The sequence below is a fragment of the Pseudomonas sp. KK18 genome, assembly GCF_037094675.1.
GTDB lineage: Bacteria > Pseudomonadota > Gammaproteobacteria > Pseudomonadales > Pseudomonadaceae > Aquipseudomonas.
In genome coordinates this window covers 1151636-1173601 of sequence record NZ_CP146605.1, presented here as the reverse complement: position 1 = coordinate 1173601, position 21966 = coordinate 1151636, and the positions used below count along the sequence as shown (strand labels likewise).

20 protein-coding genes are annotated in these 21966 nt (G+C 61.7%); 9 read left to right on the top strand and 11 right to left on the bottom strand.

What is annotated here, in order from left to right:
• Positions 1–90 precede the first annotated feature (90 nt).
• Positions 91–1599 (top strand): MFS transporter, encoded by a 1509-nt coding sequence (locus V6607_RS05080; RefSeq protein ID WP_134325772.1) that lies wholly within the window; start codon positions 91–93, stop codon positions 1597–1599.
• Positions 1600–1670: 71 nt separating this feature from the next.
• Here V6607_RS05080 and V6607_RS05075 read toward each other — a convergent pair whose 3' ends face one another.
• Entirely contained in the window at positions 1671–2081 is a 411-nt protein-coding gene (locus tag V6607_RS05075; RefSeq protein ID WP_003212772.1) for an HPF/RaiA family ribosome-associated protein, read from the bottom strand.
• 211 nt (positions 2082–2292) lie between these two features.
• Positions 2293–3240: a LysR substrate-binding domain-containing protein gene (locus tag V6607_RS05070; protein WP_003212775.1), complete on the bottom strand. Its 948-nt coding sequence runs from the start codon at positions 3238–3240 to the stop codon at positions 2293–2295.
• 137 nt (positions 3241–3377) lie between these two features.
• Between V6607_RS05070 and V6607_RS05065 the strand changes: the two genes are divergently transcribed.
• From V6607_RS05065 to V6607_RS05055, 3 genes are all read left to right on the top strand, one after another.
• Positions 3378–4754, top strand: a complete 1377-nt coding sequence (locus V6607_RS05065) for an L-serine ammonia-lyase (protein ID WP_134325771.1) — start codon at positions 3378–3380, stop codon at positions 4752–4754.
• Between the two features lie 60 nt (positions 4755–4814).
• The gene (locus V6607_RS05060) at positions 4815–6110 is read left to right on the top strand and encodes a serine/threonine transporter (RefSeq protein WP_134325770.1); all 1296 of its coding nucleotides are present in this window, start codon (positions 4815–4817) and stop codon (positions 6108–6110) included.
• A 300-nt stretch (positions 6111–6410) separates the two neighbouring features.
• Entirely contained in the window at positions 6411–6728 is a 318-nt protein-coding gene (locus tag V6607_RS05055) for a DUF3509 domain-containing protein (RefSeq protein WP_003212781.1), read from the top strand.
• Here the strand turns inward: V6607_RS05055 and V6607_RS05050 are convergent.
• Together V6607_RS05050 and V6607_RS05045 are read right to left on the bottom strand one after the other, a co-directional pair.
• On the bottom strand, positions 6725–7213 hold the full coding sequence (locus V6607_RS05050) for a phosphate-starvation-inducible PsiE family protein (RefSeq protein WP_003212783.1): 489 nt from the start codon (positions 7211–7213) through the stop codon (positions 6725–6727). The two genes, V6607_RS05055 and V6607_RS05050, sit on opposite strands and share 4 nt — an antisense overlap.
• A gap of 283 nt (positions 7214–7496) precedes the next feature.
• A complete protein-coding gene (locus V6607_RS05045; protein WP_134325769.1) occupies positions 7497–7754 on the bottom strand; it encodes a DUF6124 family protein in 258 nt (85 codons plus the stop codon).
• 305 nt (positions 7755–8059) lie between these two features.
• Between V6607_RS05045 and V6607_RS05040 the strand changes: the two genes are divergently transcribed.
• Complete coding sequence (locus V6607_RS05040; RefSeq protein WP_134325768.1) at positions 8060–8320, top strand: YebG family protein; 261 nt, start codon at positions 8060–8062, stop codon at positions 8318–8320.
• Between the two features lie 100 nt (positions 8321–8420).
• On the opposite strand, the gene V6607_RS05035 is transcribed toward V6607_RS05040, so the two are convergent.
• Positions 8421–9146, bottom strand: a complete 726-nt coding sequence (locus V6607_RS05035) for a dienelactone hydrolase family protein (protein ID WP_087695180.1) — start codon at positions 9144–9146, stop codon at positions 8421–8423.
• Positions 9147–9363: 217 nt separating this feature from the next.
• On the opposite strand from V6607_RS05035, the gene V6607_RS05030 reads away from it, so the two are divergent.
• Positions 9364–10671: an acetamidase/formamidase family protein gene (locus V6607_RS05030; protein ID WP_134325767.1), complete on the top strand. Its 1308-nt coding sequence runs from the start codon at positions 9364–9366 to the stop codon at positions 10669–10671.
• A gap of 6 nt (positions 10672–10677) precedes the next feature.
• On the opposite strand, the gene V6607_RS05025 is transcribed toward V6607_RS05030, so the two are convergent.
• Positions 10678–11697, bottom strand: a complete 1020-nt coding sequence (locus V6607_RS05025) for a Glu/Leu/Phe/Val dehydrogenase dimerization domain-containing protein (RefSeq protein ID WP_338743344.1) — start codon at positions 11695–11697, stop codon at positions 10678–10680.
• A 186-nt stretch (positions 11698–11883) separates the two neighbouring features.
• Between V6607_RS05025 and V6607_RS05020 the strand changes: the two genes are divergently transcribed.
• Positions 11884–12687, top strand: a complete 804-nt coding sequence (locus V6607_RS05020; RefSeq protein WP_003212796.1) for a transglutaminase family protein — start codon at positions 11884–11886, stop codon at positions 12685–12687.
• A gap of 42 nt (positions 12688–12729) precedes the next feature.
• Positions 12730–13554: a class I SAM-dependent methyltransferase gene (locus V6607_RS05015; protein ID WP_008438574.1), complete on the top strand. Its 825-nt coding sequence runs from the start codon at positions 12730–12732 to the stop codon at positions 13552–13554.
• Here the strand turns inward: V6607_RS05015 and V6607_RS05010 are convergent.
• From V6607_RS05010 to hmgA, 4 genes are all read right to left on the bottom strand, one after another.
• A complete protein-coding gene (locus V6607_RS05010) occupies positions 13525–14892 on the bottom strand; it encodes an aromatic acid/H+ symport family MFS transporter (RefSeq protein WP_134325766.1) in 1368 nt (455 codons plus the stop codon). The two genes, V6607_RS05015 and V6607_RS05010, sit on opposite strands and share 30 nt — an antisense overlap.
• A gap of 165 nt (positions 14893–15057) precedes the next feature.
• A complete protein-coding gene (maiA, locus tag V6607_RS05005; protein ID WP_134325765.1) occupies positions 15058–15693 on the bottom strand; it encodes a maleylacetoacetate isomerase in 636 nt (211 codons plus the stop codon).
• Between the two features lie 12 nt (positions 15694–15705).
• Positions 15706–16992, bottom strand: a complete 1287-nt coding sequence (gene fahA / locus V6607_RS05000) for a fumarylacetoacetase (RefSeq protein ID WP_008438582.1) — start codon at positions 16990–16992, stop codon at positions 15706–15708.
• A 3-nt stretch (positions 16993–16995) separates the two neighbouring features.
• Positions 16996–18279 (bottom strand): homogentisate 1,2-dioxygenase, encoded by a 1284-nt coding sequence (gene hmgA / locus V6607_RS04995; protein WP_134325764.1) that lies wholly within the window; start codon positions 18277–18279, stop codon positions 16996–16998.
• Positions 18280–18398: 119 nt separating this feature from the next.
• Between hmgA and V6607_RS04990 the strand changes: the two genes are divergently transcribed.
• Positions 18399–19187 carry an IclR family transcriptional regulator gene (locus V6607_RS04990; protein ID WP_008438587.1) on the top strand — a complete coding sequence of 263 codons (789 nt, stop codon included), beginning with the start codon at positions 18399–18401 and terminating at the stop codon, positions 19185–19187.
• A 155-nt stretch (positions 19188–19342) separates the two neighbouring features.
• On the opposite strand, the gene V6607_RS04985 is transcribed toward V6607_RS04990, so the two are convergent.
• The gene (locus V6607_RS04985; protein WP_134325763.1) at positions 19343–21832 is read right to left on the bottom strand and encodes a LuxR C-terminal-related transcriptional regulator; all 2490 of its coding nucleotides are present in this window, start codon (positions 21830–21832) and stop codon (positions 19343–19345) included.
• Positions 21833–21966 lie beyond the last annotated feature (134 nt).

Here is a 21966-nt window from a genome sequence, read left to right as displayed (position 1 = left end):
CTATATTCCCTTATCACAGGAAGAAGTATCGCTAATAAAGAATCAGATTCCCGTGAAAATGACATCTTCCCCCATTGAAAGGAAGAGGCCATGCCACCCGACGCCGTTGTATCCGCCATCAACCCGCCACGTACCGCCCGGGACGGCCTTGCGCTCACCGCCGTGTGCCTGGTGGCGCTGATGTTCGGGCTGGAGATTTCCAGCGTGCCGGTCATCCTGCCCACCCTCGAGCAGCAACTGGGCACCGGCTTCCAGGACGCCCAATGGATCATGAACGCCTACACCCTGGCCTGCACCAGCGTGCTGATGGCCGCCGGCACATTGGCCGATCGTTTTGGCCGCCGACGCATGCTGGTGCTGTGCCTGTGGGTATTCGGGCTGGCTTCGCTGGCCTGTGGGCTGGCGAACGATGCGTCCACGCTGATCGCGGCGCGTTTTGTCCAGGGCGTGGGTGGCGGGGCGATGATGATCTGCCAGTTCGCGATCCTGTCGCACCAGTTCCGCGAGCCGGCGACCCGGGCCCGGGCCTTTGCGGTGTGGGGCGTGATCGCCGGGGTGGGCCTGGGTTTCGGGCCGATGGTGGGGGCATTGATCCTGGCGGTGGCGGATTGGCGCTGGGTGTTCCTGGTGCATGTGCCGTTGACCTTGTTCACCCTGGTGCTGCTGCGCATCAGCGTGCAGGAATCCCGTGACCCGGCGGCCCATCGCCTCGATATAGCCGGTATGGTCACCCTCACCCTGGCAGTGTTCGCCCTGGTCTATTTCATCACCCAGGGCACCGAGAGCGGCTTTGCCACCCCGGCCATGCTCGGTTGGGCCGGGTTGTCGGTGGGCAGCCTGCTGTTGTTCGTGGTTATCGAGCAGCGCAGCCCTCATCCGATGTTCGACTTCTCGGTGTTTCGCATCCCGCGCTTCAACGGCGCGCTGATGGGCTCGATCGGCATGAACTTCAGCTTCTGGCCCTTCATGATCTACCTGCCGCTGTATTTCCAGGCCGGCCTGGGCTACGACACCATGCTCACCGGGCTCGCCCTGCTCGCCTATACCCTGCCCACGTTGGTGGTGCCGCCGCTGGCTGAACGCCTGGCCCTGCGCTATGGCGCCGAACGCATCATTCCATTGGGCCTGGGCCTGATGGGCGTGGGGTTTGTGACAATGGCGGCGATCAATCATAGCGGCCAGCCCAGTGTGGTATGGGTCCTGATCGCCTGTGGGATTGCCGGCAGCGGCTTGGCGTTTACCAACTCGCCCACCACCAACACCACCACCGGATCAGTTTCATCCGACCGCGCGGGGATGGCCTCGGGCATCGACTTCAGTGCACGGCTGATCACCCTGGCGCTGAATATCGCGTTGATGGGGTTGGTGTTGATACTCGGGATCGCTCACTACCTGGCTGGCATATTGCCTGGCACGGCACAGTTGGCCACCCTCAGTCAGGACATCGCCGCCGGCAAGCTGGACGTGTTGCCGCAGGGCCCACTGATCGCCCAGGCCGCGCTGCGCAACGGTGCGGGCTGGGCCATGTTGTATGCCGGCGTTGGAGCGTGCGCACTGGCGGCCTTGAGCGCCTGTTTTTTCCGGCGCAGCCCGCGCTGACCTTTTGCGCATAAAAAAACGGGCCTGCATCTGCAGGCCCGTTTTCAGTGGGGTTGAAAAAGTATCAGCTATCAGCCGTTAAGCGCAGCCTGTTCGTTTTCCAGGAATTCCTCTTCTAGCTCGGCCTCGTCGGCCTTGGTATTGGGCAGGCTCTGACCCGCGGCGCGTGGTTTGCCGCGCAGTTTGCCGTACAGATGCTCCAGGGCATGCTCCAGCTTGGTCGCTGCGCCATCGATCGCCTGTTCCAGCGTATCGGCTTTATGGAGGACCGAAAGCGGTTGATGGCCTTTTGGCCGTGCTTCCAGTCGGCAACTCAGATCGTGTGGGCCGGGCTTGTCACCGTTCTCGTCCCGCAGGTAAACCTCGACGCGGGTCAGATCTTCTTCGTAACGTTCGAGCGTGCTCTCAATGGTGGTACGTACCCACTCCTCCAGTCGGATGCTGCTTTCAATATGGTTATCGCTATTGACTTGGATTTGCATAGTTTTCCCTTATTTCAGCTAGCTCGCCGAAGGCCATTCCTGCTTCACCGGATGGGTGAAAACCATGACCTCCTGATTACACAATTGAGCAGACAGAGGAACATTTCAACCCCTTTGCAAAGATAAATCCCACATTACAAATTAACTCTGACTACAACCAAAAACGCTGTTAGGGTGGGGAGTTGGTTACATCTTCTTACCGCCAACTTCCTTACAATTGCCCCTCTCCCAACGGGTGCAATCCGCGAAAAATCTCCGCTTCCTCCACCAGCCAGTCATGCACCGCCCGCACGCCCGGATGGCTCAACGCACCCGGCGCGTACAGCAGCACATAGCGTTTGTGGTTGGGAACGGCGAGGCCGAATGGCACGATCAAGGTGCCGCGTTCCAGTTCGTCATTGAGCAAGGTTCGCCGGGCAATCGCCACGCCCATGCCCGCAATCGCCGCCTCGATAGTCAGGTGGTTGCGGTTGAAGGTATGCCCGCGCCGTACGTCGGCGGCGTCATAGCCGATGGCATTCAGGTAGAACTCCCACTCTGCGTACTCATAACTCCCACGCCAGGCAGTGATGTCGTGCAGCAGCGGGAAATGCACCAGGTCAGCGGGGCCATGCAGTGGCGGTCGCCCCCGCAGCAGGCTCGGTGCGCACACCGGGAAAATCTGCTCGTCCAGCAAGGCTGTGGACAACAAGCCGGGATAGCTGCCGTCGTTAAGGTCGATGGCCAGGTCGAAGTCGCCCTCGTGCAGGGCGACGCTGCTGTCTTCGGCAACCATGCGCAGCTGGATATCCGGGAAGCGCTGCTGCAAACGCGGCAAACGCGGGGTCAGCCATTTGCCGAGAAACGACGGGATCGAGCGCAGGCGCAAGGTGCCGCTGATCATCCCGGCGTCCAGCCGCTGCAACTCGGCATCGATGCTGCCATAGGCCTCGCCCACGGTGATCGCCAACCGCTGGCCCTCTGCGCTCAGCTCAACCCCGCGTGCGCGCCGATGGAACAGGCGAAAGCCCAGGCGCTCCTCCAACTGACGGATTTGCTGGCTGACTGCGCCCGGGGTGATGTGCAGTTCCTCGGCGCAGCGGGTGAACGACAAATGCCGTGCCGCGCAGGAAAAAACGTGCAGCCAGACGTAGGTCTGGCCATGAAGCGGGCGAGCCATAGGGTTTAGTCCTGCTAAAGGGTGTCTTAGGATAATTCGTTGGTCAGTGCCGATCCAGAAGCTCAGTATCGCGCCAATTCCGCTTGTCCTACAAAACATGGCAGCGATTCCTACTCCATTGCTTGTAAGGGTTTAGCATGGCTATCAGTGTTTTCGATCTATTCAAAGTGGGCATCGGTCCTTCCAGCTCCCATACCGTCGGCCCGATGCGGGCCGCGGCGACCTTCGTCCAAGCGCTGATCGACCAGCAATTGCTCGACGAAACCCGTCGGGTAGAAGTGCGTTTGTACGGCTCGCTGTCCGCCACCGGTGTCGGCCACGCCACCGACCGCGCCTGTGTGATGGGCCTGATGGGCGAATGGCCAGACAGCATCGACCCCACCAGCATCGGCCCACGCACCCAGCAACTGCGCGAGTCCGGCCAATTGCTGCTCGGCGGCCGCATGTCGATTGCCTTCAATTGGCAACACGACCTCCTGCTGCTGGACGAAAGCCTGCCCTACCACCCCAACGCCATGTCCCTGCATGCCTACGGCGAAAACGGCCCGTTAAGCGAGCAAACGTACTACTCGGTGGGCGGCGGTTTCATCATCGAAGCGGCAGAAGCCGAGTCCGGCATCGCGCCTACCAACGAAGTGCAATTGCCCTACGACTTTTCGAGCGCCGTCGAACTGCTGGCCTTGTGCAACAAGCACGGCCTGCGGGTTTCCGAGCTGATGATGGCCAACGAGCGGGCCTGGCGCAGCGATGCCGAGATCCGCAGCGGCCTGCTGCATATCTGGTCGGTGATGCGTGAATGCGTCGAACAAGGCCTGCGCCACGAAGGCATCCTGCCCGGCGGTCTGGATGTGCCACGGCGCGCCGCGAAATTGCACCGCAGCCTGCTGGAAATCGGCAAACCCAACGTCATCACATCGACCCTGTCGGCCATGGAATGGGTCAACCTGTTCGCCCTCGCCGTCAACGAAGAAAACGCCGCCGGCGGGCGCATGGTGACGGCGCCGACCAATGGCGCGGCGGGAATCATCCCGGCGGTGCTGCACTACTACATGAAGTTCAACCCGGACGCGTCCGACGATGACGTGGTGAATTTCTTCCTGGCTGCCGCCGCCGTCGGCATCCTCTGCAAGAAAAACGCCTCGATCTCCGGCGCCGAAGTCGGCTGCCAGGGCGAAGTGGGTTCCGCCTGCGCCATGGCCGCTGCCGGCCTTGCGGACGTGCTCGGCGCATCCCCGGAGCAACTGGAAAACGCCGCCGAAATCGGCCTGGAACATAACCTGGGGTTGACCTGCGACCCGGTTGGCGGGTTGGTCCAAGTGCCGTGCATCGAGCGCAACGCCATCGCCGCGGTCAAGGCGATCAACGCCACGCAAATGGCCCTGCGCGGCGACGGCAAACACTTCATCTCCCTGGACCGCGTGATCCGCACCATGCGCGACACCGGCGCCGACATGCACGACAAATACAAAGAAACTTCACGGGGCGGCCTGGCCGTCAGCTGGGTGGAGTGCTGAGGAGCATTCCCTGATCGCCCCAACGTGAGCCCGCGCAAAAATAATAACGAGGCAATAACGATGACCGATGTACGTACACCTGCTGCCGAAAATCCCGCTGTAGACCTGACGCCGACCACCGTTACACAAGGCTGGAACAAACACGACACCACCTGGATGCTCGGCCTCTACGGCACCGCCATCGGTGCCGGCACCTTGTTCCTGCCGATCAACGCTGGCGTGGGCGGCTTCTGGCCGTTGATCGTGCTGGCGCTGCTGGCCTTCCCTATGACCTTCTTCGCCCACCGTGGGCTGACGCGCTTTGTGTTGTCGGGCAAATCCGGCGACATCACCGAAGTGGTGGAAGAACACTTCGGCATCGGCGCCGGCAAGCTGATCACCCTGCTGTACTTCTTCGCGATCTTCCCGATTTTGCTGGTGTACAGCGTGGCGCTGACCAACACCCTGACCAGCTTTATGGAACACCAACTGCACCAGGCAGCACCGCCCCGGGCAATCCTGTCGCTGGTGCTGATCCTCGGCCTGATGGCCATTGTGCGCTGCGGCCAGGGCGTGATCGTCAAGGCCATGAGCGTGCTGGTGTACCCCTTCGTCGCCGCCCTGCTGCTGTTGGCGGTGAGCCTGATCCCCAACTGGAACGGCGCATTCTTCGCCTCCGCCAGCGAAGGCATGCCCCTGCCGGCCTTCTTCAAGACCTTGTGGCTGGCGATCCCGGTGATGGTGTTTTCCTTCAACCACTCGCCGATCATCTCCGCCTTCGCCGTCGACCAGAAACGCGTGTACGGCCCGCAAGCCGAACGCAAAAGCAGCGGCATCCTGGCCATGGCCCACAGCATGATGGTGCTGACGGTGATGTTCTTCTGCTTCAGCTGCGTGCTGGCCCTGTCGCCGGCTGACCTGGCCGCTGCCAAGGCGCAGAACATCTCGATCCTGTCGTACCTGGCGAACCACTTCCAGACCCCGGTCATCGCCTACGCCGCACCGCTGATCGCGCTGGTGGCAATCACCAAATCCTTCCTGGGCCACTACATCGGCGCCAGCGAAGGCTTCCAGGGCCTGATCGTCAAATCCCTGCGAGGGCGTAACCGTTCGATGTCCGCCAAGTGGCTGGAGCGCTGCACCGCGCTGTTCATGGTCCTGACCTGCTGGGCCGTGGCCACCTTCAACCCGAGCATCCTCGGCATGATCGAAACCATGGGTGGGCCGATCATCGCCTGCTTGTTGTTCCTGATGCCGATGTACGCCATCCGCCGAGTGCCATCTTTGCACCAGTACTCGGGCCAAGCGTCCAACGTGTTTGTGGTGTTGATCGGTTTGATTGCGCTGTCTGCGATCGTTTTTTCGGTCATGCCCTGAAACGGATCACCGAACTCAAAAACACCACCCACCCAATGTGGGAGCGGGCTTGCTCGCGAAAACGGCCCTTCAGCTGAATAATCATTGGCTGACACATCGTATTCGCGAGCAAGCCCGCTCCCACAAAGGTCATTCGATGGCAGGCAGATTGCTGTACGGCACGCCCCTTGCTGTACAGCACTTGAGGAAAACGGACCTTGTGAAAACCTCAGCGAGCGAATGGCCAGTGGTCAGGAAACGCGAACTAATCCCGACACCGGTCGTCAATGACTGCATGTTCTTATCAGGCGGTAACGCACCATGGACAACCCTTTTCAGATCATCACCGACACCTTCGCCCCGAAATACCGGGTCAATTTAAGCATCCAGCGGCTGGACGGCAGCATCATGCTGACCCTGTCCGATGAAGACGGCGTCGTGGCCAAACGCATGATCAGCGCCGAACAACGCAACGACCCCCAGCGCCTGAAACGGCTGGTGCAGAGTGTGCAATTCGGGATTGCGATCGAGCAGGGGCACAGCGCGATGGAGATATTGGCGGTGATGACCGATGGGGACAGCCACCAGGTACTGCAGCGGCCGCCGGTCAGCAGGCCGCCGCTCAACGCAGGGTTCTAGAGCTCGCCCTTCTCTGTTTCAAGGCTCGCTTCACCCTTGCGGCGCGGGCCTTCGACCTTCACCGACGGAAATGCCGACGACGCATACCGCACCACCAGAATCGCGAACGCCAGCAGCAGAATCCCACCGCACAGGTAGATGATGCCGATGTCGGGCGGGTTGTGGTGGGACACGTTGGAAATCAGCAGACGGGTCAGCGCCGTGATCGCCACGTAGATCAGGAAACGCACCGGCATGTGGTTGGTCTTGAAATAAATCCCGACCATCGCCCCCAGTTCCAGGTAGATGAACAGCAGCAAGATGTCATCGATCTTGATGTGCCCCGTCTCCAGCATCCCCAGAAATTCCATCACCGCGGCATAGGCGGTCACCGCACCAATGGCGAACAACGCCAGGTAGTGGAACGTCTCGACGAACAGATTTCCCAAGGACTCGGCCAGTTGGTGCACGGTCTTGCGCAGGTTTTCAGCCCAGTTGATTTTCACGATGATGCTTCCTTAGGTCGGCTCGACCGGATAATGCGGGTTGGACGTGACGGTTTCTCTGCATGCAGAAAAAAGGCCAGGGAACAGGAAGTGAGATGGTGGCGGGGTGATATGAGGCACTTATCTTGCTGCTTGATGATCGTTCCCACGCTCCGCGTGGGAATGCCGCCCCGGACGCTCCGCGTCCCATGCCCCAGGGTTTCGGGTAGAGGTGACGCGGAGCGTCACGGTATGCATTCCCACGCAGAGCGTGGGAACGATCCAGGTGACCGGGTGATTCAGGTCAGGTCGGGGCGACTTGATCCAACGCTTGATCGACCAATAAACCACTCATTTCCAGCAGTTGATGGATCGCCAGCAACAAGCTGCGCTGTGGCCCCTCAAGCTCAAAAGCAAGGCTACAGGCCATTTCACGGGCACTGTTCAAGGTTTCGCTGGCATTGGCGAGTAATGTTTCAGTGTCAGTATTTGGGGTCACAGCGAAAAGCGCGGTAGGCGGCTTTATAGGCGATTCAGAAAAACAGGCAGTCATTTTTACCATGGTGCATTCCTTGGATTTACAAGATGTTTGCTCCTTAAATTCGAGCCGCCAAACTCGTGTACCGCATAAGCGAAGCCCGGAGAAGGTAAGCCACTGAATGACGCTCCTGCAACCCCACCAACCTGTGAGAAGTTTCCGATAGGGCAAACCAGCATTTGCCAGCTACATTAAAAAGCCACTACCCAAACCCCATGGATTGGCTTATGCTTTTAGCTGTATATAAATACAGTAGTCGCAAAAACGCTTGGCGACACTCGAACCAAGGGCAACTCCCTTCAATACTGCACCGATGACGAGGCCGAAAAATGGCTGTTGAAACCCTGTATCGCAGTACCCGTGACCTGGAGACTACATTCGTGGATCGCAAACTTGCCGACGCACACGACCAGATGCTTGAACTGGCAGAGTCCCTGATGGAAGTGCTGTTGAAAAACGTCGAAGGCTTGAGCGAGAAGCAGGCTGAAGATGCCGGTATTTTCATGGCCAAGAACCGCGCGGCGTTTGCGGCGGCGTTCAAGAACAATGCGAGTGCATTGGCGGAGATTGGGCAGCCAACGGCTGAGTGATGCAGTGCCTGTAGTGGCGAAAGGGCTTGCTGTGGCCGAGGGAGCTTGCTTTGAGCAAGCTCCCTCGCCACAGGTTATGCGTTGATGCCTTTCACATGTGTCATGCCTGCCACAAGGTCTTGCCGAAGAACGTCAACGTGCGGTCCCACGCCAGTTGCGACCAGGCGGCATCGTATTGCGTGTCTGCAATCCGACCATCACCAATCGCCGTCTCGTTGGCAAACGCATGGCGCGCCAGGTAGCGATGGAAAGTCGCGTCTACACCCGCAGCATGCAGTTTTGACTCCAGCTCCGCCACGGTGTCGATATTGAAGAAGGCATCCTGCGTGCCCCAATGCCCGATCAGCGGCGCCTTGATCTTCGAAGCATCCAGATACTCCAGCGGCGGGAAGCCGTACCACACCACGCCCGCAGCCACTTCCGGAATCGCGTTCAACGCCAGCAACGTCAACGCCCCGCCCATGCAGTAACCGGTCACACCGACTTTTTTCGAATCTGCCTGCAAGTACTGCACAGCACCCTTGATGTCCTGGGAAACCGCGTCACCAAAATCCAGCCCATCCATCAGGTGGTGAGCCTCTTCCTCTTCCACGGTCGACGCGCCGCGATAAAGGTCCGGCACCAACACGCGGTAACCGCATTCGGCCAGTCGATTGGCCACGCCCTTGATCTGATCGTTTACGCCCCACCATTCCTGGATCACCACGATCGCCGGCGCGCCTTCGAGTACCGCCGGGCTGGCCAGGTAGCCGTTGACGTCAGCGCCATCCGGGCGTTTGAAGGTAATCATGCGCCCGCTGGAGCGCCCTGCTGTTTGTTTGGACATGCCAACCTCGTTCTGATGGGTTTGAAAAAATAAGCCGATAACAGAGATATCTGTATTTGCACGTGTCCGCCACTGCGGGTGTATCAGAGTGTGTATGGATGCCCCTGAGATACACACGTACCGGCAATCGCGGCAGCGCGACACACGACAGATACACATCGGCGCTTAAGTGATGAAGCCTGTTCAACATTCAATCACCCAGGGCCCGGAAAATAAAATGAATAACCTCCCTTCTGTCGACCGTCTCACCGTCACCTCCTACACCAATGGGCTGCTCGGCCCCAGCCAGAAAATGCTCGGCCCGCTGGCCGACGGTGGCACCTTGATCACCGGCACCCCGCCCGGTTGCTGGGGCCCGATGATCACGCCGGCCTTTGAGGGTGGCCATGAAGTGACCCAGCCCGTGTTCATCGCCGGCGCCGAAATCGGCGACGCGGTGGCGCTGAAGATCAAGCGCATGCGCGTCACCTCCCTGGCCACGTCCTCGGGGGTCATGAGTTTTGTCGAAGGGCGTTACCACGGCGACCCGTTCGTCGCGAAGTTCTGCTCCAACTGCGGGCAAGAGCATCCCGCCAGCCACGTCGAAGGCATTGGCGATGACGCCATTCGTTGCGATGCCTGTGGCGCCGAGGTCAGTGCGTTTCGCTTCAGCAATGGTTACGTGATCGTTCTGGATGCCGAGCATCAGGTGAGCCTGACGGTCAACCAGGCCGTGGCGGATCGCCTGGCCGGCAAGGCATCGGACATGTCGGCGCTGCCCGAATTGTCTGCCCAGCACTCGATCCTGTCCCTGGCCCGCGCCGATATCCCGGGCCTGGCCGCGCATATGCGCCCATTCCTGGGCAACATCGGCACCACGCCTTCACGGGATCTGCCGGATTCCCACAACTGCGGCGACTTCGGCCAGTACCTGGTGGGCGCGCCCCATCGCTACAGCATGACCCACGATGAACTGCACGCCGCGAAAACCGATGGCCACATGGACACCAATTCCGTGCGCGAAGGCTGCATCCTGATCTGCCCGGTGAAGGTCCCCGGCGCCGGGGTGTACATGGGCGATATGCATGCTCAACAGGGCAATGGCGAAATTGCCGGGCATGCCACCGATGTGTCGGGGGAAACCGAACTGACGGTGCAGGTGATCAAGGGCCTGAGCCTGGACGGGCCGATCCTGCTGCAAAACCTCGATGACCTGCCGCCCATGGCGCGCCCGATGACCGCGGAACAACGCCTGCGAGTGAAGGCACTGGGGGAGCGCTGGGGCCAGGTGGAGATCGAGGAGAACGCGCCTATCACCTTCATCGGCAGTGGGACCAATCTCAACGTCGCGACAGACAACGGACTGGAACGCGCAGCCGCCGTGACCGGGCTGCCGCTCGACGAAGTGCGCAACCGCGCGACCATCAACGGCTCGATTGAAATCAGCCGCCTGCCGGGAACCGTGCGGGTCACGATTCTGTGCCCGATGCACATCCTTGATCGTATGGGCGTGGGCCAACTGGCCCGGGAGAAATATCAGCTTTGACCCGCCTCAGCGGTACAGCAAGCGCTCCGCCAGCTCATCCGCTACCCGCGCGGGTGAGCGTTTTTCAGCCTGGGCATGGGCGAAGATTTCGGTCAGGCGCGTGCCGATGTTCGACAGGTGCGCGGTGATGGTTTCCAGCTCCGCGCCGCCGTGCTTGAGGGCCACGTAGATCAGCCCACCGGAGTTGATCACGTAGTCCGGCGCGTAAAGAATCCCACGCCCTTCCAACTGATCGGCCACTTGCAGGTTGGTCAGTTGCGCACTGGCGGAGCCGGCCACCGCTGCGCATCGCAACTGCGCGACCGTGTAGCGGTTGAACACCGCGCCCACACCGCAGGGCGCAAGGATATCGCATGGGGTGATGAGCAAGGCTTCGTTGGCAATCGGGTGCGCACCCAGTTGTTCCATCGCCAGTTGCACCTTGCCGTGGTCGATGTCGCTCACCAGCAATTCAGCCCCGGCGGCGTGCAGTTGCTCGGCCAGGGCATAACCGACGTTGCCCAGGCCCTGGATCGCCACGCGCAGACCTTCCAGGTTATCGCTGCCCAGGCGAGCCATCGCGGTGGTGCGGATGCCGGCGAACACGCCCATCGCCGCGTGGGGCGAGGGATCGCCGGCCGCCGTGGTGCTGGTGACATAGCGGGTCTGCTGGGCGATGCAATCCATGTCGGCCACCGAGGTGCCGCTGTCGATGGCGGTGATGTAGCGGCCATCCAACTGCTCGATGCAGCGGCCGAAGGCTTCAAACAATGCCGCGCGGCTTTCCACATGGGCGGGGCGGATGATCACCGCGTTGCCGCCACCCACCGGCAAACCGGCCAGCGCGGCCTTGTAGCTCATGCCCTGCGCCAGGCGCGCGGCATCCGCCACGGCACTTTCATCGTCGGGGTAAGAGAGGTAGCGGCAGCCTCCAAGGGCGGGACCCAGGCGGCTGTTGTGGATGGCAATGACCGCCTTCAACCCGGTGGCCGGGTCAACGCTCAGGTGCAGCGATTCAAGGCGGGTGCTGTGCATGAGCGCAAACATCGTCAAGCTCCCGAATCACTTCTGGTAGGCGCCAAGTATAGGACTGCCAGCGAAACCCTGCTGAAGCGCGCAGGAATAAGACCACCGGTTTTAAAGGGTTTGCGACATAAACAGGTAGGACCTGTCTTAAGGCACTGGACGAAAGTTCACAGCAAGGCTAAAACGAGACATCCGCCGGAGAACCCAATGAAGCCCCGCGACGCCTTTTTTGCCTGCCTGGAACGCTCACCGCCCGCGCTGTTTGAAGCCGCGCTGTGGATGGCGGCCGAGCACGACCCGGCGGTGGACCCCTTGGCCATCCTGCAGGACTTCAAGGTACTGCAGCAATTGGTCAGCCTCAGCATGCCGATGCTGCCGGCGGATGAACTCGGACAACCGTTGTTGCGGCGCATGAACGACCTGGGGTTCGCCCAGGATGACCACACCCCGCTGCGCCCCGCCGCCGCGCTGCTGGACAAGGTGTTGAAGCGTAAACGCGGCCAGCCACTGGCATTGGGGCTGATTGCCCTGGAGCTGGCGCGGCGCCTGGACATCCCCTTGGTCGGCGTCAACTTCCCGGGGCACTTCCTGTTGCGCGTGCCGGGCGCCGATCACCTGCTCGACCCCTGCGGCGGCCGACGCCTGTACCCCAACGATTGCCGCGACCTGCTGACCCGCCAGTACGGGCCCAATCTCAAGTTGCAGGCCGACCACCTGCACACCGCCGAGCCGCGATCGATCCTGCAACGGCTGTCGCGTAATCTGCGCCAGTTGCACCTGTCCAACGACGACCACCTGGCCGCTCTGGTGGACGCCGAACGCGTGCTGGAGCTGGGCAATGCCAGCGCCGCCGATTACCTGGCCCGGGCCAGTTTGTATCAGCGCCTGGATTGCCCGAACGCCGAGCGTTTTGACCTGGAACACGCGTTGATGCTCAGCGAAGACCCGATCCAGCGTCTACGCCTGACCGAACGGCTGGGCCATTTGCCGCCGAACTCTGTGGTGCATTGACCCGCTTGGCGTAAGCTGTACCGCCCCATGGATGAGGTTGTCATGCCCCTGCGCTCCCCCGCCGAACGTTACCTCGAAGATTTTCACCAGCGCCAGCCCGGCACCACCAGCGCGGCATTCGCCGAACTGCCGGCGGTGAAATACAGCTCATCCTATGCTGCCTTGACTGCGCACGTGCCCACCGCACAAAGCCCGATGAACGTGCTGGACCTGGCCTGCGGCGATGGTTATCTGCTCAAATTGCTGGCTGCCCGCCAGCAACCCGGCTTGCAACTGACCGGTGTCGACATGAGCCAGGCGGAGCTGGACGCCGCCCGCTTGCGTCTCCCATCTGATGTAACGCTGCTCAAGGAACGCGCCCAGGCATTGAGTATGGCCACGGGCAGCGTCGACGTGCTGCTGTCGCACATGGCAATCATGCTGATGGATGATCTTGAACAGGTACTGCAAGAGGTACAGCGGGTATTGCGCAGCGGCGGCACGTTGGCGGTGCTGATCGGCAGGACGTTTCTACTCGGCCCTGTCGGCGACGCGTTTCTGGACGCGTTTCGTCCAATCGCCAAGCAAGACCAACTGCCCCACTTGCCAATGGGCGACCCGCGCACGCGCACCGAAGACGGCTGGCGAACCTTGCTGGCAGATCATTTCACTGACATCCGCTTCGAAGACATCGACGTCCACTGGCAGCCTCAGCCAGCCGCACTGTGGACGTCATTGAAAGAAACCTACGATATCGACCGGCTGACAATCCCTGCCAAGGCCCGCCTGAAAGAACGCTTCCTGGCCGCCATCGCTCACCTTCAGCAGAGTGATGGCAGCGTGTCCACCGGCTGGGGATTACGCGTTATCAGCGCCCGGCGCCAATAACGCATCAGGGCCTTGTGGTGCTGCGCCCTTGGGCGAGCGCACTTGGATAATCAACAACGCCGCAATCACCGCCGGAATCGCGCAGAAGAAGAAAATCTGCTGCACCGGAATGTGCATCGCCAGCAACAGGCTGCCGAACAACGGCCCCAGGATCGAACCGAACCGCCCGACGCCCAACGCCCAGCCAGTACCGGTCGCCCGTACGTGAGCCGGGTAGAAGTTACTGGCGAACGCGTTCAGGGTCAGTTGACCGCCGATGATGCAGAAGCCCGCCGCAAACACGCAGGCCACCAGATAGCGCGGATTGTCGTGATTCAGCCCCAGCAGGATGGTGCACACCGCAGCCGCTGCCAGCACGCCGGACAGTAGGCGCACTTTGCTTTTGAGCCGGTCGGCAAACCAGGCCATGCCGATGGCGCCCAGTGTCCCGGCGAACAGGAACATCGAGGTCACCAGGTTGGCCTCATTCAGGCCCAGGCCGCTTTCCAGCAACAGCGAAGGCAGCCAGCTGATCATGAAATACAGCAGGATCAGGCTGACAAAAAACGTCGCCCACAGCAGTAATGTCGGGCGCGCATAACCATGGCGGAACAGCTCCACCACCGTCAGTTTGCTGCCTTGCTCCTGGCGGTTTTCTGCCTCGCTCGCTGGCGGCGGTTGCCAGCCTGGCAGCATTCGCGCGGTGACTTTTTGCAGGCGCGCATACGGCGGTGCATCACGCAGCAGGCGTGGCAGGGATTCGGGCAACATCCAGGCAAGAAACGGAAACAACAGCAATGGCGTCACACCACCGGCGAGGAACACCGCCTGCCAGCCGAAACTGTCGATAAACCCGGCCGCGACAAAACCACCGGCCGCACCGCCGAAAGAGAAGCCACAGGCGGCGAGCGTCACCATCAATGTTCGCAGGCGGGGTGGTGAGTATTCCGACATGAGGGCCATGGCGCTGGGCATCGCGCCGCCCATGCCGATGCCGCAGATAAAGCGCGCGGCCATGAGGGTATTCAGGGAATTGGCGAACACCATCAGCACCGTGAGGCTGGCGTAGATCAACACACAGCACAGCAGGATGCGTCGCACCCCGAAGCGATCCGCCAGCGGCGTGACGGCCAGGGAGCCCAGCGTCAGCCCCAACAGGTTGGCGCTGAACACCGGGCCGAACGCGGCTTTTTCAAGGCCCCAGTCCTTGGCCAGCGCCGGTACTACGTAGCCCAGGACCTGGGCGTCGTAGCCATCGGTGACCAGCAACAGTGCCAGCAACAGGAGAATCAACCACTGATAGCGCGACACCGGACGGGCGTCGAGTGCCGCACGAAAGCTGGCAATCTGATTGTGCATCGCAAGGGACCTGTATTGTTTTTATATATTTTGGACACGCTGAAGATCACATGTGGGAGCGGGCTTGCTCGCGAAAGCGGTACGCCAGTCAATACATCTGCTGACTGATACACCGTATTCGCGAGCAAGCCCGCTCCCACATTTGGCCGGTGTGAGCCTGGAGATTTATGGGGTATCCGGTTGGTTGGCGGGATGAGCCGCCATGAACGCCGGATGCTGCGCCGCCAACCCCGCCACCCGCTGAATGCGCGGGTATGCCGCCAGCGACACCTTGAACCGCTCGGCCGCATACAACTGAGGAATCAAGAACGTATCCGCCATCCCCGGCTGCTCGCCAAAGCAGTAACCCTGATCACCGATCAACTGCTCAACCGCCGCCAGCCCCTGGCTGATCCAGTGCCCGATCCACTCCAGCACCTGCGCTTCATCGTGCCCCCATTGCTTGAGCAGATTCTGGGTACTGGAGTTGTGCAGCGGGTGGATGTCGCAACCGATGACCGACGCCACCGCGCGCTCATGGGCGCGGGTTGCCAGATCCGTGGAGAGCAACGGCACCTGTGGATAACGTTCCTCCAGGTACTCGATGATCGCCGGCGACTGAATCAACACATCACCCTCATCGGTGCGCAAGGCCGGCACGCGACCTTGCGGGTTGATCGCCAGATACTCCGGCTGATGGTTGGCGCCGCCCTTGGGCACCAGCAGGTTGACCGGCACGGCGGTGAAGTCCAGGCCCTTGAGGGCCAGCGCGATCCGCACCCGGTAGGACGAAGTGGAGCGGTAGTAGGTATAGAGTTCCATGGCCCTGCCCTCTCAGCGCGCCGCGACCACGGTACCCCGGCATTCGCCGAAGCCGATGGAGGCAAAACCGTCGCGGGTGCAGCGGGCACGCAGGATGATTTCGTCGCCATCTTCAAGGAATTTCCGCACCTCGCCGGAGGCCAGTTCGATCGGCTTTTTACCGCCCTCGGTGATTTCCAGCAGACTGCCGAATTGTCCGGCTTCAGGCCCCGACAAGGTGCCCGAACCAAACAGGTCACCCGCCTGCAACTGGCAGCCATTGACGCTGTGGTGCGCAACCATCTGCGCGACGGTCCAGTACATGTGTTGGGTGTTGCTCAGGGTCAAGCGATGGGCCGGCAGGTTCTGCTCACGCATCGAGGCGGTGGTCAGCAGCACTTCCAGTTCGATATCAAAACCACCGGCAGCCTGGTCGCGCTTGTCCAGCAGGTATGGCAGTGGTTGCGGGTCGCCTTCAGGGCGCGCCGGCTGTGCCTTGCGGAACGGTTCCAGGGCTTCAGCCGTCACCACCCATGGCGAAATGCTGGTGATGAAACTCTTCGACAGGAACGGGCCCAGCGGCTGGTATTCCCAGGCCTGGATATCCCGCGCCGACCAGTCGTTGAGCAGGCAGAAACCGGCGATGTGATCAGCCGCGTCGCCGATGGCAATCGAGTCGCCCATGGCATTGCCCTGGCCGATCCAGATGCCCAGCTCCAGCTCGTAGTCCAGGCGTGCGCAGGGGCCGAAGGTCGGCTCGGTTTGACCGGCTGGCAGCGTCTGGCCTTTAGGGCGGCGCACGTCGGTGCCCGATGGGCGAATGGTCGACGCACGGCCGTGATAACCGATCGGCACATATTTGTAGTTGGGCAGCAGCGGGTTATCGGGACGGAACAGTTTGCCGACGTTTTGTGCGTGCTCGATGCCGACGTAGAAGTCGGTGTAATCATTGATTTTGGCCGGCAGGTGCATCTGGCAATCGGCAGCCGGGTGCAGCGCTGATTGCAGTTTGCCTTGCAGGTCGCTGCCTTCCGCCAGCAGCTCCAGCAGGCGTTCACGCAGGGCCACACGCGAGCCGCGACCCAGCTCGAAAAACGCGTTCAGTTGGCCGCCAGCGGTGGCTTCAACGGCACGGCGGGCTTCGCCGTCAAAAAACTCCAACGCGGCCTGCAGATCGAAAACATGGTCGCCAATCGCCACGCCACTGCGCGGCGTAGCGCCGTCAACGCTGAACACACCCAATGGCAGGTTTTGCAGCGGGAAATCCCGGTGACCGTTGGCGGAAGCCACCCAACTGCGGGTGAGATTAGGCTGAGTCATGGGTTATCTCCGATTCGGGTTGAAGGTTGCAGGGAGCGAGGCCCAGCAAGCGTCGTAGGAAGGTTGCAGTTGCGGGCATTCCAGCGCGAACTGTGTAGGACGCAGCACTTGGCTGGTCTCGAACATGAACGCCATGGTGTTATCAATCTTGTGGGGCTCAAGCGTCGCGTTGATGGCTTTGGTGCAAGTCTCGCCATCCGGGCCGTGGGCGCTCATGCAGCTGTGCAACGACGCGCCGCCGGGCACGAAGCCTTCGGCCTTGGCGTCGTAGGCACCCTGGATCAGGCCCATGTATTCGTTCATCAGGTTGCGGTGGAACCACGGTGGCCGGAAGGTGTTTTCGGCGACCATCCAGCGGGGCGGGAAGATCACGAAGTCGAGGTTGGCCAGGCCGTGCACGCTGGTGGGCGAGGTCAATACGGTGAAGATCGACGGGTCCGGGTGATCGAAGCTCACGGTGCCGATGGTGTTGAAACGACGCAGGTCGTATTTGTACGGCACGTTGTTGCCGTGCCACGCCACCACGTTCAGCGGCGAATGGTCGAGCTGGCAGCCCCACAGTTCACCGAGGAATTTCTGCACCAGCGTGGTCGGTTGCTTGAGGTCTTCGTAATGGGCGACGGGCGTGAGGAAATCCCGTGGGTTGGCCAGGCCGTTACTGCCGATAGGACCAAGGTCCGGCAGGCGCAGTGGCGCGCCATGGTTCTCGGCGACGTAACCGCGGGCCAGGGCATCCAGCAGTTCGACGCGGAATTTCAGGCCGCGGGGCAGCACGACGATTTCCAGTGGCTCGACTTCCAGCACACCCAGTTCGGTCGCAATGCGCAGGCGGCCCTGCTCGGGAACGATCAACAGTTCGCCGTCCGCGTTGAAGAACACGCGGTCCATCGAACGGTTGGCGCGGTAGTTGTAGATGCTGATGCCCGAGGGTTTTTCCGATCCGGAATTGGCGACCATGCCTACAAGGCCATCGATGAAATCTGTCGGCTCACCCGGAATATCCAGCGGGTTCCAGCGCAGGCGGTTGGGCGTCACAGCGCCCAGCGGTCCACCGGCCAATTGCCGTTCCAGCTTGACGAACGCCGGGTGATTGGCCGACGGCTGGATGCGGTACAACCAGGTGCGCCGGGCTTCGCTGCGGGCCATGGTGAAGGCAGTGCCGGAGAAGAGTTCGGTGTACAGCCCGTAGGGCGCTTTTTGCGGAGCGTTCTGGCCGACCGGCAGTGCGCCGGGCAAGGCTTCGCTGGCAAATTCATTGCCGAAGCCTGATTGGTATTCGAGGGTCATGGATCGTCCTCTGAGCGGAAGTTGTTTTTATCGTAATCCAGTTACGCATAACGTAATTTGATACCTGTTGACCGTCAAGCTATAAAGACGCCCATTCGTCTTTCGGATTCATGCCTTCCATGGAAAAGCCGCCCGCCCCTCGCGACACCGGTAAACAGAAAGTCCGCTCGGCTGAAGTGGGCACCGACATCCTCAAGGCCCTGGCAGAACTGTCGCCGGCCACCTCGTTGTCGCGCCTGGCCGAACATGTGCAAATGCCGGCAAGCAAGGTCCACCGCTATTTGCAGGCACTGATTGCCTCCGGTTTTGCCGAACAGAACACCGCCACCAACCATTACGGCCTGGGCCGCGAAGCCTTGCGCGTGGGCCTTGCCGCGCTGGGCAGCATGGACGTGCTGAAAGTCGCCGCCCTGCCCCTGGCGGAACTGCGGGATGAGTTGAATGAAACCTGCTTCCTGGCCGTCTGGGGTAACCAGGGCGCGACGGTGGTGCATATCGAGCCGGCGGTGCGCGCGGTGACGGTGGTCACGCAATTGGGCTCGGTGTTGCCGTTGCTCAGTTCGTCCACCGGGCTGGTGTTCAGTGCGTTCCTGCCGTCGCGGGAAACCGTGGAGTTGCGCGAGCGGGAGATTCAGGCGGGCGTTGCCCATGCGTTGGCGGATGACCAGGAATACGCGACCACCTGTGAGCAGATCCGCCAGCGCGGCTTGCACTTTGTGCATGGCTTGCTGATGCCGGGTGTGGACGCGTTGTCGGCGCCGGTGTTCAACGCGGTCGGGCAAGTGGCGGCGGTGTTGACCGTGGTGGGGCCGACGTCGCTGTTCCATGCCGATGAAGACGGCCCGGCGGCGAAGCGTTTGCTGGCGGCGACCCAGGCGGTGAGTTGGCGCATGGGTTATCAGCCGTAACGCTCAGTATCAGGCACCCAACAGAACAAAATGTGGGAGCGGGCTTGCTCGCGAATGCAGTCTGTCAGTTAAAGCATCAGTGACTGATACACCGCATTCGCGAGCAAGCCCGCTCCCACATTTGATCGTCATTGTTTGACGAATAGTGCATGGCTTCAAGCCATCAAGCCCAGCGTCTTGGCCTTGGCCACTGCCTGGGTGCGCCGCTCCACCCCCAATTTGCTGTGAATCCTCCGCGCATGGGTTTTTACCGTGTGCAGCGAGATAAACAATTGGCTGGCAATTTCCAGATTGGAATTGCCCTGGGCAATCAGTTGCAGCACCTCAAGTTCGCGCTGGCTCAGGGGATTTTCCCCCGCCGCCGCCGGGCATTCCTGCGGTTCCAGCCCCAATGCACTCAACAACCCCGGCTGCCTGAGGCGCAGCTCGCGAATCGCCTGCTGTACCTGGCAACGCCCCGCCAGTTCCAATCCGGCTTCCAGCGAGCGCACGGCCAACGGGCGATCGCCGACTTGCCAGGCCACTTCCCCCAGCACCAAGTGCAACTCCGCTTCCAGGCACAGCATGCCCCGCTGACGGGCGGCCTCCAGTAACGCACTCAGGCGGGCGACAGGCTCTTCGGCGCGATGCAATTTCACTTCGGCCAGCACCTGCAAATATTCAAGCCTGGGGATCAACTCCAGGGTGGCCGGCGGTGCTTGTTTCGCCTTGGGGCCACGGTAGTGCCGCAGCACCCGGGTCACCGCCTCCAGGGTCAGTTCGGCGCGACCCTGTTGCAGCCAGAAATGCCCGCTGAGCAACAGCAATACGGCGCGATAGACGGTGTCGGGCACCTGGCGTTGCTGCATCAGGCGTTCAGCGTCGCGCAACTGGATAAACGCCTGGGCGTAATCGCCCTTGTTGGCGGCCAATAGCGCCAGTCCCAGGTAGCCGTAGAGCACGCGTTTGTCCTGGCTGTGCAGGCACATGCCCAGGCCGGATTCGAAGCATTCGGCGGCCACGGCGTCGTGGCCCTGGCGCAGCGCCAGGTGCCCACGTCGCAAGCAAATCCGTCCCATCAACGGCCCGGCTTTAAGCCGCTGTTGCACCAGCATGCGCTGCACATTCTCCAGCAGGCTTTGGGCCCGATACGGCGCGCCGCGCTGCTCCAGCAACTGCGCATGATCGAGCTCCAACAATGCCTCCAACAGCAGTGAGCCGTGGGAGCGCGCCAGGCACAACGCCTCGCGGTTCAGCGCCTGGGCCACATCCAGCTCGCCACGCAGCAAGGCTTGCTGGGTCAGGCCCGACAGGCACATCAGGCGCGACGTCCAGGCGCTCTCGGGCAAGTCTTGCAGGGCTTCGAGAAAATGTTCCCGGGCCCGTGCGGCTTCGCCGCCCAGATGCAACAGCCAGCCCCATTGCGCCTGCCAGCGGGCCAGCAGATAACGCTGCAGGTGCGCGGTCGGTTGCGGAGTGAAACGCGCCAGTTGGTCAATGCACAACGCCGCCTGGTCGAAACGCCCGGCAAACAGCAACGCCGCCGTTACCAAGCCCACCAGTTGCGCCGAGCCCAGCATCAATTCATCGCCATGCTGCTCATGCAGGCGCAACAACAGCACCGCATTTTGCTGGCGGAACAGGTCTTCAAAACTGAAATGCTGCAACAGGCTTACAGCCACTTCGTACTCTTCGGCCTGCAACGCTTGCTCAAACGCTGCTTGCCAGTCCTCGGCGGCGGTAAACCATTGGCACGCGCGCCGGTGCCAGGAGCGCCTGGCTGGCCAGGGTTCGGCGCGCATCAGTTGGGCCAGTGGCGGGAAGACTTGCAGCCAGTCGGTGGACTCTTCCCAGGGCTCGATAAAGGCGCCCAGCGTCTGCAAGTCTCGCAGGTAGTCGCCACCGTCACCAAAGCCGAACAGGTGGTCACACAAGCTCGGGTTGAAGCGTGGCAGGTGCGCGAGCACGCGCCAGGCCTCAGCCAATTCCGGCGCCAGGCCCGTGAACAGTTCGTGTTGCAGGTAGTCGAGCAAGGTTTTGTCCGGGTGCCCGTCGCCTTCAAGCAATCCGATACGCACTCCGGCGCACCAGCCGGCGCTGAACTGCAATACCTTGTCGGCGCTGGGCCCGGCCAAGTGCTGGATTTCGCTGGGGTCAAACGCCAACTCGGCAGCGCTGCATTCCCACAGTTCATCATCAAGCAACAGCCGGGGCCAGTTGCAGGCCGGCCGCCGCCGCGCGCCGATCCACCAGGTCAAGGCCGGGCTGCTGGCGGCCAGAATGCGGTCAAGCAACCCATCCAGTTCAGGCGCCGGCACGCGGCAGAAGTCATCGAGAAACAACCAGGCCGGCGCTTGCCAGCGGTTCAGGGCCAGCAGCAAGGTGGGCTCATCAACAAAGTCGAGGCCAAGGCTTTGCGCCAGGCGCTGACACAAATCCGAGGCCACGCCATTCAGCGGCAACCAGTACACCTGGCACTGCGAAGGCGCCTGCAACGCGCACTCGGCGAGCAATGCACTCTTGCCACTGCCGGCCGGGGCGCAGAGCAACTTCACCCGCGCGGTGGCGTTGAGCAGCGGCACGGCCAGGCGCGGGCGCAACAGATGATGGGGAGACAAGCGTGGCATGAATCCAGGACGATCCAGACAACGGGTCATGGCGGTCATTACTGCGTCCCTGTTTTTTATTATTAGGCGGCGTGCGCCCTACCCTAGTCCTGTGGCTGGCGGTTGTTGAGGAGTATTCAGCAGGCTGATTGGCGGGCATAAAAAAGCCGGGAGCCAAAAGGCCACCCGGCACT